Below are 17,733 nucleotides of genomic sequence, written 5' to 3' on the forward strand. Positions count from 1 at the left end.
TCAGCTGTCCCCAGGCTCCAGTGCACGCAGGAGCTTGTTGAGTGTCTCCGCCAGGGTGGCGACGTTCGGCGGCTCCATCAGGCTGAGGTGGTCGCCCGGCACTTCGCTCGTCCTGACGCCACCCGAGACCCAGCTCGACCAGCCTGCATCCTCGGCCACGAGATTCTCGGGACGCACCGACGCGCGGAGGAGCTCGGCGGTACCCGTGAAGGTACCTCCGGGAACGTAGCCGTAGTGCGCCGCGGTGAGCCGCTCGTGGACGGCGAAGAGGCGGCCGGCCTGTTCCGGCTCCAGGCCTCCGGTGCCGGGCAGGTTCCGCAGTCCTTCCACCACCCGCTGCATCAGCTCCGCGCCTTCCAGCCCGTTCAGTTGCTCCAGCTCCACGGGCGGAAGCTCCTGCAACGGGAGCCCCACCATCTGCGCGAAGGAGACCAGCCGCTTCAGCGGCGGCGGCACCTCGTGCGGCTGGCCGTCGGGCGCGAGGCTGTCAATCAAGGCCAGCAGCTCCACCTGCTCACCCATGGACTGGAACTGCCGTGCCATCTCGAACGCCACCAACCCTCCCAGGGACCAGCCCGCGAGCAGGTAGGGGCCGTGGGGTTGCTCTTCGCGCACCTGGGCCACGTAGAGGCGGGCCAGGTCCTCCATGGACGCGGGAGGCAGCTCTCCGCCTTCGAGGCCGGGGGCGAAGAGGCCGTAGATGGGCCGCTCTTCACCGAGGTGGTGGACGAGGCCGGCATAGCTGAGCAGCGCCCCTCCGCCGCCGTGGACGAGGAACAGTGGCCGGCGCTTGGACGTGCCCGTGTCGAGCCGCGCCAGGTTGGGCTTGCGAGCGCTCGCGTCCTGGTACGTCAGCGCGAGGGCGGCGAGCTGCTCGACGGTGGAGCCCTGGAAGAGCGCTGACAGGGGCATCGCCAGGCCGGTGCGCTCACGAATCAGGGCCATGAGGCGCACCGCGAGCAGGGAGTGGCCTCCGAGGGCGAAGAAGTCGTCCTTCACGCTGACACGCTCGACGTTCAGCACCTCGGCGAAGGCCTGCGCGATCTGCTCTTCCAGCACGGTGCGGGGAGCGACGTACTCCGCGCGGGCCATGGAGACATCCGGTGCTGGCAGGGCCTTTCGGTCCACCTTGGCGTTGGCCGTCAAGGGCATGGCCTCCAGGCGCACCAGCGCGGAGGGCACCATGTACTCGGGCAGTCGCTGCATGAGGTTCGCGCGCAGGGCCGCCAGGTCCAACGACTCGGCGGCCACGACGTAGCCGACGAGACGCTTGTCATTGGGGACATCCTCGCGGACCACGACGACGGCCTCGCGCACCTCGGGGAAGGTGAGCAGGGCGGCTTCGACTTCGCCCAATTCGATGCGGTAGCCGCGCACCTTCACCTGGGCATCCGCGCGGCCGACGAAGTCGAGGACGCCGTTGGCGCGCCAGCGCACCACGTCTCCGGTGCGGTAGAGGCGGGCACCGGGCACACCGGAGAAGGCGTCGGGCACGAAGCGCTCGGCGGTGAGGGCGGGCTGCCCCACGTAGCCTCGGGCGAGGCCGTCGCCGCCGATGAACAGCTCTCCCGGGACACCCACGGGCACCGGCTGTCCCGAAGCGTCCAGCACGTAGACGCGCGTGTTGCCCAGCGGCCGGCCGATGGGAACGGTGGCGCCTGGCTGGGCCGCGTCCGTCATGCGGAAGCTGGTGGCGAAGACGGTGCTCTCGGTGGGGCCGTAGCCATTGGTGACGGGAACATGCAGCGCTTGCAACACGCGGCGCACGTGCGCCGCGCTCACGACGTCACCGCCGGTGAGCACCTGCTTCAGGGTGCGCAGGCCCTCCAGGTTGCCATCCACCATCTGGGTGAAGAGGCCGGAGGTGAGCCAGAGCGTGGTGACGCCCGAGCGCTGGATGAGCTGGCCCAGCTCTTCGAGAGACGGCGCCCCGGGAGGCATGAGGACGAGGCGAGAGCCGTGCAGCAGCGCGCCCCACAGCTCCAGGGTGGAGGCGTCGAAGGAGATGGGGGCCAGCAGGAGGAAGGTTTCCTCAGGCCCGAAGTGGGCGTAGTCGACACCGAAGACGGTGCGCAGCACGGCGGCGTGCGGCGTCCCGACGCCCTTGGGCCTGCCGGTGGAGCCAGAGGTGAAGTCGATATACGCGAGGCTGTCCGGCAGGGCCGTGGAAGGCGGCGCATGCGCGGGCGGCGCTTCCACGGGCACGTCCTCCAGCACCAGCGTGACGAGCCCCTTCGTGGGCAGCTTCGACAGTAGCGCGCGCGTGGTGACGAGCACGCTCGGGCCCGAGTCCTCCAGCATGGCCGCGAGGCGCTCGCGGGGATACGACGCGTCCAGCGGCACGTAGGCGCCGCCAGCCTTGAGGATGGCCAACAGCGAGACGATGAGCTCCAGTGAGCGGTCCACGGCCAGGGCCACGCGCGAGTCGGTGGACACACCCAGGCCTCGCAGATGCCACGCGAGCTGGTTGGCGCGCGCGTCGAGCTGGCGGTAGGTGAGCTTCGAGTCACCGAACTCGACGGCGACCTTGTCGGGGAAGCGGGCCACCACCTGCGCGAAGACCTCGGGCAGGGTGGCGCCGCGCGGGTACTCGGCGGCGGTGGTGTTCCACTCCACCAGCACCTGCTGACGCTCCTCCACGGACAGCATGGACACGGAGGCCATGGGCGCCTCGTGCCGTGCTACGAGCGCCTCGGTGAGCACGCGGAAGTGCTCCGCGATGCGGCGGGCCGTGGCGGGCTCGAAGAGGTCGGTGTTGTAGTCCAACATGCCCGAGAAGCCCTGGGCCGTCTCCGTCAGGCTCAGCTCCAGCTCGAACTTGATGGCGCGGAACTCCACCTCCATCGGGCGCATCGCCATGCCGGAGGGCTGCCGGGTGGGGCCGGCCACCGAAGCGCTCTGCAGGGCGAAGAGGACCTGGAAGAGCGGGCTGCGGCTCATGTCGCGCTCGGGGCGCAGCTCTTCCACCAGTCTCTCGAAGGGCACGTCCTGGTGGGAGTAGGCGCCCAGGGCGGTCTCCTTCACCTGCTGGAGCAACTGGCGGAAGGACTCAGCACCGTCCACATGGGAGCGCAGTACCAGGGTGTTGACGAAGAAGCCGATGAGGTCCTCCGTCTCCCCGCGCTGGCGGCCGGCGATGGGCGTGCCGATGGAGACGTCCTGCTGGTTGCAGTAGCGGGCCAGCAGGGCCTGCCACGAGGCCAGCAGCAGCATGAAGGGCGTGACGGCTTCGCGCTGGCACAGGGCCTTGAGTGCCTGGGCTACGGTCTGCGGCAGGTGGACGGGGACGGAGGCGCCTCGGAACGTCTGCACCGGCGGGCGCGGCTTGTCGATGGGCAGCTGCAGCGGAGCGCTGCCCCCGAGCTTCTGCCGCCACCAGCCCAGTTGTTCCTCGAGCACGGCGCCTTGCAGCCACTGGCGTTGCCACACTGCGTAGTCGGCGTATTGCAGGGGCAGCTCGGGCAACGGAGAGGGCTGACCCTGGCTGAAGGCGGCGTAGAGGGCAGTCACCTCGCGCACCAGCACCCCCATGGACCAGCCGTCCGAGATGATGTGGTGCATGTTGAGCACCAGCACGTGTTCAGCCGGGGCAAGCTTGAGCAGCACCGCTCGCAGCAGCGGGCCCGCGGCCAGGTCGAAGGCGTGCGTGCCCTCCCGGGCTAGCAGGCGTCGAGCCTCCTGGGGCGCGGCTTCACCCAGGCTGCTCAGGTCCACCACGTGCAGCGGCAGCTCGGTGGCGGGCGCGATGACCTGGATGGGTTGGCCCTGCTGCGCGTGGAAGGTGGTGCGCAGGGCCTCGTGGCGGCGCACCAGCTCGGTGAGGCTGCGCTGCATGGCTTCGATGTGCGGCGCTCCTTCCAGCCTCACGGCGAAGGGCATGTTGTAGGTGGGGCTGCCGGGCGCGAGCTGGTCGAGGAACCACAGCCGCTGTTGCGCGAACGACAGCGGCAGTGCGTCCGTGCGTGGCACCGGCACCAGCGACGGAGCCACGGAGGAGCCTTCCTGCCGCGCCGCCTCGATGCGTGCGGCGAGGGTGGCGACGGTGGGGGCTTCGAAGAGCGCCCGCAGCGGCAGCTCCACGTTGAAGGCCGCGCGCACCCGGGAGATGAGCTGAGTGGCCAGCAGCGAGTGGCCGCCCAGCTCGAAGAAGTTGTCGTGGATGCCCACGCGCTCCAGGTGCAGCACCTGGGCGAAGAGGGCGGCCAGCAGCTCCTCGGTGGGTGTGCGCGGCGCCACGTAGACGGAGTCCCGGCTTGCATGCACCGAATCGGGAGCGGGCAGGGCCTTGCGGTCCACCTTGGCGTTGGCCGTGAGGGGCATGGCGTCCAGGCGCACCAGGACGGAGGGCACCATGTACTCGGGCAGCCGCTGCTGGAGTTGAGCCCGCAGGGCGGACGTGCTCAGGGACTCGGGAGCCACGACGTAGCCGATGAGGCGCTTGTTGCCGGGGCCGTCCTCGCGGACGAGGACGACGGCCTCGCGGACCTCCGAGAATGCGAGCAGGGCGGCTTCGACCTCGGCCAGCTCGATGCGGTAGCCGCGCACCTTCACCTGGGCATCCGCGCGCCCGAGGAACTCGAGGACGCCATCCGTGCGCCAGCGGGCCAGGTCGCCCGTGCGGTAGAGGCGTGCGCCGGGGACTGAGGAGAAGGGATTGGGGACGAAGCGCTCGGCGGTGAGGGCGGGCTGTTCCACGTAGCCGCGGGCCAGGCCGTCTCCTCCGATGAACAGCTCTCCCGTCACCCCCGGAGGCACCGGCTGGCCGGAGGCGTCCAGCAGGTACACCTGGGTGTTGGCCAGGGGCCTGCCAATGGGGACGGCGGTGCCAACGTGGGCCACGTCCGTCATGCGGTGGGTGGAGGTGAAGAGGGTGCCTTCGGTGGGGCCGTAGCAGGCCGTCACGGGGATGCGCAGCTCTTCGAGGACGCGGCGCACGTGCGGTGCACTCACCACGTCGCCACCGGTGAGCAACTGCTTCACGGTGCGCAGGCCGGAGAGGTTGTGGTCCACCACCTGGGTGAAGAGGCCGGCGGTGATGTGAAGGGTGGTGACGCCGTGCTTCGTCAGCACCGACTCCAGCTCCTTCAAGTCGGAAGGCGAGTGGGGCGGGAAGACGACCAACCGCGCGCCATGGAGCAGCGGGCCCCACAGCTCCAGAGTGGAGGCATCGAAGGACACGGGGGCGATGAGGAGGAACGTCTCATCCGGGCCCAGGTGGGCGTAGTCAACACCGAAGACGGTGCGCAGCACGGAGGACTGCGTGGTGCCCACGCCCTTGGGCCTGCCGGTGGAGCCGGAGGTGAAGTCGATGTACGCGAGGCTGTCAGGCAGCGCGGCCTGGGGCAGTGCATGCGTGGGCAGCCCGGAGAGTTCCGTGTCGTCCAGCACCACGGTGGACAGGCTGTCCGTGGGGAGCTTCTCCAGCAGCGCGCGCGAGGTGACGAGGACGCGAGGACGCGCATCCTCCACCATGGCGGCGAGGCGTTCGCGCGGGTACGCCGTATCCAGCGGCACGTACGCACCACCGGCCTTGAGGACGCCCACCAGCACGACAATCAGCTCCAGCGAGCGCTCCAGGGCAATCGCCACGCGCGAATCCGTGGACACGCCCAGGCCACGCAGATGCCATGCGAGCTGGTTCGCACGCTCATCCAACTGCCGGTAGGTGAGCTTCTCTTCACCGAACTCGACAGCGACCTTGTCCGGGAAGCGAGCCACCACCTGCGCGAAGACCTCGGGCAGGGTGGAGGCGCGCGGGTACTCGACAGCCGTGGCATTCCAGTCCACGAGCACCTGCTGGCGCTCCTCCACGGACAGCATGGACACGGAGGACAGCGGGGCCTCGGGCCGTGCCACGAGCGCCTCGGTGAGCACGCGGAAGTGCTCCACGATGCGGCGGGCCGTGGAGGGCTCGAACAGGTCGGTGTTGTAGCCGAGCATGCCCGTGAAGCCTTGCTGGGCCGTCTCCGTCAGGCCCAGCTCCAATTCGAACTTGGTGGCGCGGAACTCCACCTCCATCGGGCGCATCGCCAGGCTGGACGGTTGCTGCTGGGCGGGGCCGGCGCCCGCGGTGTTCTGCAGTGCGAAGAGGACCTGGAAGAGCGGGCTGCGGCTCAGGTCTCGCTCGGGCCGCAGCGCTTCCACAAGCCGCTCGAAGGGCACGTCCTGATGGGCATAGGCGCCCAGGGCCGTCTCCTTCACCTGTTGGAGCAACTGGCGGAAGGAGGCAGCGCCATCCACGTGGGAGCGCAGCACCAGGGTGTTGACGAAGAAGCCGATGAGGCCCTCCGTCTCCCCGCGCTGGCGGCCGGCGATGGGTGAGCCGATGGAGATGTCCTGCTGGTTGCAGTAGCGGGCCAACAGGGCCTGCCAGGAAGCCAGCAGCAGCATGAAGGGTGTGACGGCTTCGCGCTGGCACAGGACCTTGAGTGCCTGGGCCAGGGCCTGCGGCAGGTGGACGGGGACGAAGGCGCCGTGGAACGTCTGCACTGGCGGGCGCGGCTTGTCGATGGGCAGTTGCAGCGGCGCGGCGCCCGCGAGGTGACGGCTCCACCACGCGAGCTGCGCTTCGAGCACCTCATCCCGGAGCCACTGGCGCTGCCACACGGCGTAGTCGGCGTATTGCAGCGGCAGCTCGGGCAGCGGCGAGGGCTGGCCCTGGCTGAACGCGGCGTAGAGGATGGCCACTTCGCGCACCAGCACGTTCAGGGACCAGCCGTCCGAGATGACGTGGTGCATGTTGAGCATCAGCACGTGCTCGGCCGGGGCGAGCTTCAGCAGCACCACGCGCAGCAGCGGGCCGGTGGCCATGTTGAAGCCACGGAGGCTTTCCCGGGCCAGCAGGTGCCGGGCTTCCTGGGGCGCGGCTTCGCCCAGACCGCTCAGGTCCACCCTGTCCAACGGCAGCTCGGCGTGGGACGTGATGCGCTGGATGGGCTCGCCCTGCTGGTCGTGGAAGGTGGTGCGCAGGGCCTCATGGCGGCGCACCAGCTCGGTGAGGCCGCGCTGGAGGGCTTCGACATCCAGCGCTCCCTCCAGCCGCACGGCGATGGGGATGTTGTAGGTGGGGCTGCCGGGCTCGAGCTGGTCGAGGAACCACAGTCGCTGCTGTGCGAACGACAGCGGCAGCGCGTCCGTGCGCGGCACCGGCACCAGCGGAGGTGGCTCGGGCAGCTCCACCAGCCCACGCACGAGCAGCGAGCGATGCACCTGGCGGGCTCGCTGATACAGCTCACCCCAGGTGAGCGTCTGGCCGTCCAGCTCCGCGGCCACCACGTCCGGCGTGAGCCGGGCCTGGGCCTGGAAGAGCCGGTACAGGCTGGCGTCTCCCACCGACGCGGCGGACGGCTCGCGCCACGCGTGGAACAGCATGTGCCGCTCATCTGGCGTCAGCACGGGCAGTGCGGAGAGCGGCCGGTCCGGGGCCGCGAGCGCCGCTTCCAGCAGCACGCGCAGGTGGTTCACCATCTTCGCCGCCGTCGAGGCGTCGAACAGGTCCGTGCTGTACTCGAGCTGTCCCCGCAGGCCATGCCCCCGGTCGGAGATGGCCAGGATGAGGTCGAACTTCGCCGAGCGGCTCTCGACCTTCACGCCGCCCATCTTCAGACCCGGGCCCATCAGCTCGGGCATGGGCGCGTTCTGGTACGCGAGCATCACCTGGAAGAGCGGGGGGCGGCCGGGGGCGCGCTCGGGCCGCAGCGTCTCCACCAGCTTCTCGAAGGGGACGTCCTGGTGCGCGTAGGCCCCGAGCATCACGCCTCGCGCTCGGGCGAGCAGCTCGCGGAAGCTGGGGTCTCCGTCCAGCTTCGTGCGCAGCACCAGCGTGTTGACGAAGAAGCCGATGAGGCCCTCCAGCTCCGCGTGCGTGCGGCCGGCGATGGGCGTGCCGACACTGACGTCGTCCTGGCCGGAGTAGCGCGAGAGCAGCGCCTGGAACGCGGCGAGCACCACCATGGAGGGCGTGGTGCCCTCCTGGCGGCAGAGCGCTTCGAGGGCCTCCGACAGCTCGCGCGGGAAATGGAAGATGTGCGCGGCGCCGCGGAAGCTCTGCTTGGCCGGGCGGGGCCTGTCGGTGGGCAGCTCCAGGGATTTGGGCGCTCCCTGGAGTTGCTGGCGCCACCAGCCGAGCTCGGCGTCCAGCACCTCGTCGCGGAGCCACGCGCGCTGCCAGAGGGCGAAGTCCGGGTACTGCACCGGCAGCGGCTCGAGACTCGCGGGGCGGCCCTCGACGTGCGCCGTGTACAGCGCGCTCAGCTCGTGGACGAGGACGCCCAGGGACCAGCCGTCCGCGATGACGTGGTGGAGGGTGAGCATCAGCACGTGCTGATGCTCCGAGCGGCGCACCAGGAGGACGCGCCACAGCGGGCCCGTCTCCAGGTTGAACGACTGCTGGGACTCGTGCTCGAGGATGCGCTGGAGCGAGGCGTCGCGTTCGGCCTCGGGGAGGGCTTCCAGGTCCATCCATCCCGCGGGGAGCACGGGCCGGTCCGCGACGACCTGGACGGGCTGGTGGTCATGCTCCTGCAGCGTGGTGCGCAGGGACTCATGGCGCTGGAGCACGTCCCGCAGTGTCCTCGCGAGCGCGGGCACGTCGAGCGGGCCCTCCAGGCGCACGGCGGAGGGCAGGTTGTACGTGGCGCCGTCGGGCTCCAGCTTCGAGAAGAACCACAAGCGCTGCTGTGCGAAGGACAGGGGCGAGTGGCCGCTTCCAGTCCGGGGCCGGAGCAGGGGCTGGAGCGACGCGGGCCGGTCCGCCGACAGCTCGTCGATGCGCCGGGCCAGGGCTTCGATGGTGGGCAGCGAGAAGAAGTCCGCGAAGGACAGCTCCACGCCGAAGTGCTTGCGGACGCGGGAGATGACCTGCGTGGCGCTCAGCGAGTTGCCGCCCAGCTCGAAGAAGTCGTCCTCCGCACCCACGGTGTCCAGGTGGAGGACGCGGGCCCAGAGCGTCGCCATCTCGCGCTCGCATTCGGTGCGCGGCGGGCGGGAGGTGCTCTGGGACTGGAAGGTCGAGGGGGCCGGGAGGGCCTTCCTGTCCACCTTGCCGGTTTCGGTGAGGGGCAGGGCGTCCAGCCGTCCCAGGGCGGAGGGCACCATGTACTCGGGCAGTCGCTGCTTGAGGTCCGTGCGCAGGGCCGCCAGGTCCAGCGAGTCCGGAGCGACGATGTAGCCGACGAGGCGCTTGTCGCCGGGACGGTCCTCGCGGGCCACGACGATGGCTTCGCGCACCCCGGGGTACGCGAGCAGGGCGGCTTGGACCTCGGCCAGCTCGATGCGGTAGCCGCGTACCTTCACCTGCGCGTCGGCGCGACCAGCGAACTCGAGGATGCCGTCCGTGCGCCAGCGAGCGAGGTCGCCCGTGCGGTAGAGACGGGCGCCCGGCACGGTGGAGAAGGGGTTGGGGACGAAGCGCTCTGCGGTGAGTGCGGGCTGCTCCACGTAGCCACGGGCCAGGCCGTCGCCGCCAGCGAACAGCTCGCCGATGACGCCCGGGGGGACGGGCTGGCCAGAGGCGTCCAGCACGTACACCTGGGTGTTGGCCAGAGGTTTGCCAATGGGGACGGAGGCGCCCAGCGTGGAGGCGTCTGTGATTCGGTGGCAGGAGGTGACGAAGGTGACTTCGGTGGGGCCGTAGCAGTCGGTGAAGGGGATGCGCAGCTCTTCGAGGACGCGGCGCACGTGCGGTGCGCTCACCACGTCACCACCGGAGAGCACCTGCTTGAGCCCCCGCATGGAGGGCAGGTTGTGCTCCACCAGCTGGGAGAAGAGGCCCGCGGTGATGAGGAGGGTGGTAACGCCGCGCCCGGTAATCACCTCACCCAGCTCCTGGACGTCGGAGGGGGCATGGGGTGGGAAGATGACCAGCCGCGCGCCATGAAGCAGCGGGCCCCAGACTTCGAAGGTGGAGGGGTCGAAGGAGATGGGGGCGATGTGGAGGAACGTCTCTTCGGGCCCGAGGTGGGCGTAGTCGATGCCGAAGAGGGTGCGCAGGACGGCGGCCTGGGGAATGGCCACGCCCTTGGGCCTGCCGGTGGAGCCGGAGGTGAAGTCGATATAGGCGAGGCTGGTGGGCAGGGCTGAATGAGGCGGCGCGTGCGTGGGCAGTCCCTCCAGGGAGAGGGCTTCCAGCACCACGGTGGGGACGCTCTCGGCGGGAAGCCTGGGCAGCAGCGCGCCGGAGGTGACGAGCGCAAGCGGGCGCGAGTCCTCCAGCATGGCGGCGAGGCGCTCGCGGGGGTAGCTCGGGTCCAGCGGGACGTAGGCGCCCCCGGCCTTGAGGATGGCCACCAGGGAGACGATGAGCTCCAGGGATCGTTCCAGTGCGACGGCCACGCGCGAGTCGGTGGAGACGCCGAGGCCGCGCAGGTGCCAGGCGAGCTGATTGGCGCGCTCATCCAACTGCCGGTAGGTGAGCGCGGCGTCACCGAACTCGATGGCGACCTTGTTGGGGAAGCGGGCCACCACGCGGGAGAAGACCTCGGGCACGGTGGAGTCGCGCGGGTAGTCGGATGCGGTGGCGTTCCAGTCCACCAATACCTGTTGGCGCTCCTCGGCGGTGAGTGACCGGGCCTGGGCGGAATCGCCATGCGGCTCCACGGGACGGGGCCGGGCCTCCTCTCGCGCGGCCACGTCTTCCAGGGGGATGACCGGCAGCGACAACGCGAGGGTGTCCCGCTGCTTGCGGATGGCCGGTGCGCCCCTGCCTTCGAGCGCGGCGTCAATCAGGCGCGCCACACCTTCCACGGTGGGGGACTCGAACAGGCCTCGCAGAGGCAGCTCCACGCCGAAGGCGGCGCGGATACGACTGATGGCCTGCGTGGCCAGCAGCGAGTGGCCGCCCAGGTCGAAGAAGTTATCGGTGGCGCCCACGCGCTCGACGTTGAGGAGCTGGCGCCAGATCTCCGCGACGCGCTCTTCGGTGGGAGTGCGAGGCGCGACGTAGGTCCCCGCGTCGCTCGCGAAGTCCGGAGCGGGCAGGGCCTTGCGGTCCACCTTGCCGTTGGGAGTGAGGGGCAGGGTGGCCAGCACCACCACGGCTGCGGGCACCATGTACTCGGGCAGGGCTTCCTTGAGGGCGGCTCGGAGGGTGGCTCCGTCCGTCTCCGCGCCTTCGCGCGCCACCACGTAGCCCACCAGCCGCTTTCCGCCGGGGCCGTCCTCACGTGCCACCACCACGGCTTCGCTCACCGCGGGCAGTCGGGCCAGCGCTGCTTCCACTTCGCCCAGCTCGATTCGGAAGCCGCGCACCTTCACCTGCGCGTCCACGCGGCCCACGAAGTCGAGCGTGCCATCCGCGCGCCAGCGCACCATGTCGCCGGTGCGGTACAGGCGCGCATCCTCGTCGCCGGAGAACGCGTCCGGCACGAAGCGCTCGGCGGTGAGGGCCGGGCGGCCGGGGTAGCCCCGCGCCACACCCACGCCTCCGAGGTACAGCTCGCCCTTCACTCCCACGGGCACCGGCTCGCCGCGCGGGTCCAGTACGTACACGCGCACGTTGGCCAGCGGCCGGCCGATGGAAGGCACGCGCCCGTCCGCGACGCACTCGGTGAGCGTGGCGATGACGGTGGCCTCCGTGGGGCCGTACGTATTGAGGAGCTTGCGGCCCGGAGCCCAGCGCGCCACCACGTCGGCGGGCAGGGCTTCGCCACCAGAGATGACGGTGCGCAGCTCGGGCAGCCCGTCCGCCGGAGTGGCCGCGAGGGCGGCCGGAGTGAGGCTGATGACGGTGAGCGCCTGCTCGTGCAGCAGCGCGTGCAGGGGCGCTCCTGGCATGAGCTTCTCCAGTGGCGCGAGCACCAGCGTGGCCCCGGAGCACAGCGTGGTGAAGATCTCCTCCACGGACAGGTCGAAGCTCAGGTTGGCGAACTGCAACACGCGGCTGCCCGGGCCGATGCCGTAGGCCACCGCCTCGTGCGTCACCAGGTTGGCGACGCTCCGGTGCTCCACGGCGGTTCCCTTGGGCAGGCCGGTGCTGCCGGAGGTGTAGAGCAGGTAGGCCAGGTGATGCGCGGCCACACCCGTCACGGGCGCTTCGGTGCTCTCGCGTGACAGCGCGTCCTTCTCGAAGTCGAGGCAGAGCGCGCGGGCACGGTGTCCCTCCGGGTAGCGCTCCAGCAGCACGGACTGCGTCACCAGCACGGCCGCGCCGCTGTCCTCCAGCATGAAGGCCAGGCGCTCACGGGGCAGGAGCGGATCCAACGGCACCCAGGCGCCGCCCGCCTTGAGGATGCCGAGCAGGCCGACGACGACGTCCAGCGAGCGCTCCACACTGAGCGCGACGCGCACCTCCGGCCCCACGCCACGGCGGCGCAGCGCGTGCGCGAGCTGGTTGGCCTTCGACTCGAGCTGCGCGTAGGTGAGGTGCTGTCCCTCGAAGGACGCGGCCAGCGCGTGCGGGACACGGCGGGCCTGGGCCTCGAAGAGCGAGTGGACGCACGCCTCGGGGAAGTCAGCGCGGGTGACGTTCCAGTCCATCAGCAACTGGCGGCGCTCGTCTTCCGCCAGCAGGGGAATGCTCGACAGCCGGCGCTCGGGCGCCGAGACGAGGGCCTCCACCAGCACGCGCAGGTGCCGGGCCATGCGCTCCGCGGTGGACGCGTCGAACAGGTCGGCGGCGTACTCCAGCCCGCCGTGGAAGCCGGCCTCGTTGCGCGACAGGGCCAGCGTCAGGTCGAACTTGGCGACGCGGCTCTGCGTGCTCAGGGAGCAGAACGTCAGCCCCGGCACCGACAGCTCCGTCGAGGGCAGGTTCTGCAGCATGAACATCACCTGGAACAGCGGCGCCTGGCGCAGGCCGCGCATCGGCTGGAGCTGCTCGAAGGGGATGAGCTGGTGGGCGAAGGCGCCCAGGGCCATGTCCCGGACGCGGGCTCGCAGCTCGCGCACGGTGGGGTCTCCGTCCAGGCGCGTGCGCAGGACGAGGGTGTTGAGGAAGAAGCCGACCAGGCCCTCCAGCTCGGCGCGGTCTCTCCCGGCCACCGGCGTGCCGACGCTGATGTCGTCCTGGCCGGTGTAGCGCGACAGCAGCAACTGGAACGCGGCAAGCAGGAACATGAAGGGCGTGAGGCCCTCGCGGAGGCAGACGGCGTCCACGGCCGCGGAGAGTTCTCGCGGGAGCACGATGGGGACATGGGCCGCGCCAGGCATGGAGCGCTGCGTGCGGGGCCTGTCCGTGGGCAGCTCCAGCTCCTGCGGCGCCCCGTCCAGTTGCCGCCGCCACCAGTCGAGCTGCGTCTCCAGCTCGTCGCCCTGGAGCCACTGCCGCTGCCAGGCGGCGAAGTCCGCGTACTGGAGCGGCAGCGGTGCCAGGGGCGAAGGACGGCCGGAGGCGAAGGCGGCGTAGAGCTGCACCACCTCGCGCGTCAGGACGCCCAGGGACCAGCCATCGGAGACGATGTGGTGGACGTTGAGCAGCAGCACGTGCTCCTGCTCATCGAGCACCAGCAGGGACGCGCGCAGCAGCGGCCCCGTGGTCAGGCTGAAGGGGCGGAGGGCCTCTTCCTCGGACAGCCGCTGGGCCTCGGTCTGGCGCTGCTCGGGAGGCAGCGAGCGCAGGTCGATGGCGTCCATCCGCAGGGGCGCGGGCGGGGAGATGACCTGGACGGAGCCCGCGGGCTCGTCGCGGAAGGTGGTGCGCAGGGCTTCGTGCCGATGCACCAGCGCTTCGAGGGCGCGACGGAGGGCTTCGGTGTCCAGTGCACCGGACAGGCGCAGGGCGGAAGGGATGTTGAAGGCGGGGCTGCCGGGCTCGAGCTGGTCGAGGAACCACAACCGCTGCTGGGCAAAGGACAGCGGCACGGCCTCCGCGCGGGACACGGGGACGATGGCGGGCGCCCGGCTCGCGAGGCCGGATTCACGCGCGGCGTCGATGCGCGCGGCGAGCCCCTGGAGGGTGGGCGCTTCGAAGAGGGCGCGCAGCGGTAGCTCTACCTCCAGCGTGGTGCGCACGCGGGAGATGAGCTGCGTGGCCAGCAGCGAGTGGCCGCCCAGCTCGAAGAAGCTGTCATGGACGCCGACGCGTTCGACGTGCAGCAGCTCCACCCAGAGCGTGGCCAGGTGCGCCTCGGTGGGCGTGCGGGGTGCCACGTACTCCTGGGTCGACAGCGCTCCGTCCGGAGCGGGCAGCGCCTTGCGGTCGACCTTGCCGTTGGGATTGAGGGGGAAGGCGTCCAGCGGCACGAAGGCCGAGGGCACCATGAACTCGGGCACGTGCTGGCGCAGGTGGCGGCGCAGCTCTTCGACCTCAATCGTTCGGCCCTCGGCGGGGACGACGTACGCCACCAAGCGCTTGTCGCCACCGGGCGAGTCCTGGCGCGCCATGACGACGGCGCCCCGCACGGTGGGGTGCTGGCGCAGGCCGGACTCGATTTCGCCCAGCTCGATGCGGAAGCCGCGCACCTTTACCTGGTGGTCGATGCGGCCCAGGTAGTCGAGCTGGCCGTCGGCGCGCCAGCGCACCAGGTCTCCAGTGCGGTACATGCGCGCCCCGGGCGTCGTGCTGAAGGGGTCGGCGACGAAGCGCTCGGCGGAGAGGTCGGGCCTGCCGAGGTAGCCACGGGCGAGGCCGGCGCCAGCCAGGTACAGCTCTCCGGGGACGCCGATGGGCTGGAGCTGGAGGCTGGGGGTGAGGATGTAGCCGGAGGTCTCGGGGAGGGGGACGCCGATGGTGGGCTCACCCGGGCCCTCGGGGACGCGGGTGAAGGTGGAGTAGGTGGTGTCCTCAGTGGGGCCGTAGAGGTTGAAGACGTGCTGGACGGTGCCGGTGGCGTAGAGGCCGCGCACGAGGGTGCCGGGGAGGGCTTCGCCGGCGAGGTTGACGGTGGTGACGGAGGGGGGAATGGCGCCCATCCGCAGCAGCTCGGCGACGGCGGAGGGGACGGTGTTGACGAGCGTCACCTCGGAGGCGGCGGGCAGCGAGGCGAGCTCCAGCGCGTTGGCGGCGAGCAGCACGGTGCCGCCGCAGGAGAGGGGCGCGAAGAGCTCGAAGACGGAGAGGTCGAAGCAGATGGAGGTGGCGGCCAGGGTGCCCGCGAGCTGCTCACGGGAGAAGGTGCGCAGGGACCAGTCCAGGAAGGCGGTGGAGCTGGCGTGGGTGATGGCCACGCCCTTGGGCCTGCCGGTGCTGCCGGAGGTGTAGATGACGTGGGAGAGATTCTCTGGCACGGCATGGCAGGTGGGGGCGGACGCGGGCCACTGGGAGAAGCTCTCCGGCAGCGCATCCAGGCAGACGGTGCGCAGGCCCTGGGTGTCGAGCTGGAGCGAGGCGAGCAGGCTCTGGTGGGACAGCAGGAGCTGGGCGCCGGAGTCGGAGAGGGTGTAGTCGAGACGGCCGCGAGGGTAGGCCGGGTCGAGGGGGACGTAGGCGCCGCCGGACTTGAGGACGGCGAGGAGGGAGACGACGAGGTCGGCGGTGCGCTCCATGCAGACAGCGACGCGCACCTCGGGGCCGACGCCGAGCGACTGGAGGTAATGGGCGAGGCGGTTGGCGCGCGCATCGAGCTGCGAGTAGGTGAAGCGCTCGGTTCCGACGACGAGGGCGGTGGCGTCGGGAGTGCGGGCCACCTGCGCGGAGACGAGGTGGGGGATGACGGAGCGCTGGAGGATGGTGCGCGTGTCGTTGAACTCCACCAGCAGCCGGTGGCGCTCCTCGGGCGTGAGCAGGGGGACGGCTTCGAGCACCTGCTCGGGCCGGGCCACGAGGGCCTGCACCAGCGTGAGGAAGTGCTCCACCATGCGCGTGGCGGTGCCTGCTTCGAACAGGTCCGTGTTGTAGCCCAGCGCTCCGCGGAAGCCGTCGGGCGACTCCGAGAGGCTCAGTTCCAGCTCGAACTTGATGGAGGGGTTGTGCACCTCCATCGGGCGCAGCGTCAGTTCCTGCCTCTGCAAGGGAGTGTTGGGGGTGTTGTGCAGGGCGAAGAGGACCTGGAAGAGCGGGCTGCGGCTCATGTCCCGCGTGGTCTGAAGCTCCTCCACCAGCCGTTCGAAGGGCACGTTCTGGTGGGTGTACGCGCCCAGCGCCGTCTCCTTCACCTGCCGCAGCAGTTGGAGGAACGAGGCGCGGCCCTCTACCTTGGACTGCATGACCAGGGTGTTGACGAAGAAGCCGATGAGCCCTTCGAGCTCACCGCGCTGGCGCCCCGCGATGGGCGTGCCGACGGAGATGTCATCCTGGCCGGAGTAGCGTGACAGCAGCACCTGGAAGGAGGCCAGCAGCACCATGAAGGGCGTCAGGCCTTCCTTCTGACACAGCGCCTTCACCGCCTCGGAGAGCTGGGGTGAGAGGCGGACAGGCACGCTGGCGCCGCGGAAGGTCTGCACGGCCGGGCGCGGCTTGTCGGTGGGCAGCTCCAGGGGCGAGTTCCCGGAGCGCTGCTGGCGCCACCAGGCGAGCTGTGCTTCGAGCACATCGCCCTGGAGCCATTGACGCTGCCAGACGGCGTAGTCGGCGTACTGGAGTGCCAGCGGGGCGAGTGGCGAAGGCTTGCCGTGAGCGAAGGCGTTGTAGAGCGCGGCGACTTCGCGGATCAGCACGCCCATGGACCAACCGTCGGAGACGATGTGGTGCATGTTGAGCGAGAGCACGTGCTCTGCCGGGCCCAGCTTCCACAGGCCGGCACGCACCAGCGGGCCGGTAGCGAGGTGGAAGGGCTTCAGCGTGTCTTCGCGCAGCTGCCGCTCCAACTCCTTCCGAGCGGCCTGGGGTTCCAGGCCACCGAGGTCCACGACGTTGAGCGGCAGCTCGGAGTGTGGAGCGATGAGCTGGAGGGGCTGGCCCTCGTGCTGGGTGAAGGTGGTGCGCAGCGCCTCATGGCGCAGCACCAGTTCCTCGAAGGCACGGCGCAGGGAGGCCACGTCGAGGGGGCCCTCCATGCGCATGAAGCGGGGCATGCTGTAGGCAGCGCCGCCGGGCTGGAGTTGGTCGATGAACCACAGGCGCTGCTGTGCGAAGGAGAGCGGCAGCGGGCCTGTGCGAGGCACGGGGAGGATGGTGGGGGCTGCGAGGCCGGTGGCGGCTTCGCGAGACGAGTCGATGCGGGCAGCGAGGGCCGCGACGGTAGGCGCTTCGAAGAGAGCGCGCAGGGGAAGCTCGACGCCGAGGGAGGAGCGGACGCGGGAAACGACTTGAGTGGCGAGCAGGGAGTGGCCGCCGAGGGAGAAGAAGTCGTCCGTGACGCTGACGTGCGGCAGGCGCAGCAGCCCGGCCCAGAGGGAGGCGAGGATTTCCTCGGTGGGAGTGCGAGGGGCGAGGTACTCGGAAGCGGAGGAGGTGGCGTCGGGAACGGGCAGGGCCTTGCGGTCCACCTTGCCGTTGGGCGTCAGAGGCATGGCCTCCAGGGAGACGAAGGCCGAGGGAAGCATGTAGGCCGGCAGTCGCTCCTGGAGGAAGGCGCGCAGGGACTCGGTGGGCACTGCCTCGGAAGAGACGACGTAGGCGACGAGGCGCTTGTCGCCGGGGACGTCCTCGCGGGCGACGACGAGGGCCTCGCGAACGGAGGGGTGCTCGCGCAGGACGGTGGCGATTTCGCCTGGCTCCACGCGGAAGCCACGCACTTTCACCTGGAAGTCGGCGCGACCGATGAACTCGACGCGTCCGTCCGCCAGCCAGCGCACCTTGTCGCCGGTGCGGTACATGCGGGCGCCGGGCAGCGGAGAGAAGAGGTCCGGCACGAAGCGTTCCGCCGTCAGCTCGGGGCGGTGCAGGTAGCCGCGAGTCACCTGGGCGCCGCCGATGAA

At 70.6% G+C, this 17,733-nt stretch carries 1 protein-coding gene (running past one end of the window); it reads right to left on the bottom strand.

Features of this window, described 5'->3' with window-relative positions; all coding sequences use genetic code 11:
- On the bottom strand, positions 1-17,733 hold the 3' portion of the coding sequence (locus OV427_RS38585; protein WP_267861229.1) for a non-ribosomal peptide synthase/polyketide synthase. Its footprint extends 27,828 nt past the window's final position; 17,733 of the gene's 45,561 nt are visible here — the last part of the coding sequence; the start codon falls outside the window, past its right edge; its stop codon occupies positions 1-3.

This window comes from Pyxidicoccus sp. MSG2, assembly GCF_026626705.1.
In the GTDB taxonomy this organism is placed as follows: domain Bacteria; phylum Myxococcota; class Myxococcia; order Myxococcales; family Myxococcaceae; genus Myxococcus.